At 66.0% G+C, this 1,465-nt stretch carries 1 protein-coding gene; it reads left to right on the forward strand.

Annotated features, from left to right (window positions below; genetic code table 11):
- Nucleotides 1–243: 243 nt before the first annotated feature.
- Nucleotides 244–1,443, forward strand: a complete 1,200-nt coding sequence (locus ACWDTS_RS28090; RefSeq protein ID WP_248676766.1) for an IS110 family RNA-guided transposase — start codon at nucleotides 244–246, stop codon at nucleotides 1,441–1,443.
- The last annotated feature ends 22 nt before the right edge of the window (nucleotides 1,444–1,465 follow it).

Consider the following 1,465-nt stretch of genomic DNA (forward strand, 5'->3'; position numbering starts at 1 on the left):
TCCTTACCTTTCTTTCAGGGGGTTCGAACTGGGCGACGGCCGTAGGCTTCGAACCACCCAGGGACGTCGGACATGGCTTTCATCGCTCTGCTGCCCCCGTCGATGGCCAAGGAGGATTGGCCACCCAACGTCCCGCGACGACTCGACCGCTGATTGAGAGACGCGATGTGATCGCTGTGTAAGGACACGACGGCGTGGTCGTCTGCTGGGGCCGACACCGGATCCGAGTGGGGAAAGACAACCATGGAACAACACGTGTGGGCCGGCCTGGACGCCGGCAAAACCGAACACCACTGCGTGGTCATCGACACCGACGGACACCGACTGCTCTCGCGCCGGGTGACCAACGACGAAACCGCGCTGAACGAGCTGATCTCGCAGGTCGCCGGACTCGCCCGAGACGGGCAGCTCACCTGGGCGATCGATCTGAACCACGGTGGCGCCGGCCTGGTGATCGCGATGCTGCTCGACCGCGACCAACAGTTGCTGTACATCCCCGGCCGTACCGTGCACCACGCGGCGGGCTCGTACCGCGGCGACGGCAAGTCCGATGCCAAGGACGCGGCGATCATCGCCGACCAGGCCCGCATGCGCCGCGATCTGCACCCGATCCGAATCGGCGACGAGATCGCGGTGGACCTGCGCATCCTCACCACCCGCCGCACCGACCTGGTGTGCGATCGCACCCGGGCGATCAACCGGCTGCGCGCCCAGCTGCTCGAGTATTTTCCCGCTCTCGAGCGGGCCTTCGACTACTCCACCTCCAAGGCCGCCTTGGTGCTGCTCACCGGCTACCGAACCCCCGACGGGATCCGCCGGATCGGCGCCGGCCGGCTCGAAGCATGGCTGCGGAAACATCATGCCCGCAACGCATCTCAGGTTGCGCAGACCGCAATCGCGGCGGCCGGGGCGCAGCACACGCGGGTGCCCGGCCAGCAGGTCGCCGCCGAGGTGGTCGCACGGCTGGCGAAAGAGGTGATTGCCCTCGATGCGCAGATCGGTGAGACCGAAGCGCAGATCGAGGCCCGATTTCACAGTCATCGGCACGCACGGATCATCCTGAGCATGCCCGGTTTCGGACCGATCCTCGGCGCGGAGTTCCTCGCGGCCACCGGCGGTGACATGAGTGTGTTCGAATCTGCCGACCGGCTTGCCGGCGTTGCCGGACTTGCTCCGGTTCCTCGTGATTCGGGGCGGGTGCGGGGCAATCTGCACCGGCCCAGACGCTACGACCGGCGTCTGTTGCGTGCCTGCTACCTGTCGGCGATGGTCAGTATCCGCAGTTGCGCGGAATCGAGGGTGTACTACGACCGGAAACGCGCTGAGGGCAAGCGTCATACTCAAGCTGTCCTTGCCTTGGCTCGCCGACGTGTGAACGTGTTGTGGGCGATGCTCCGCGACGAGGCGGTCTACCAGCCCGCGTCTACCGTCGCGGCGGCTTGACAACTTCATTGAGATTCCTCCT

Source organism: Rhodococcus sp. NPDC003383 (genome assembly GCF_053589115.1).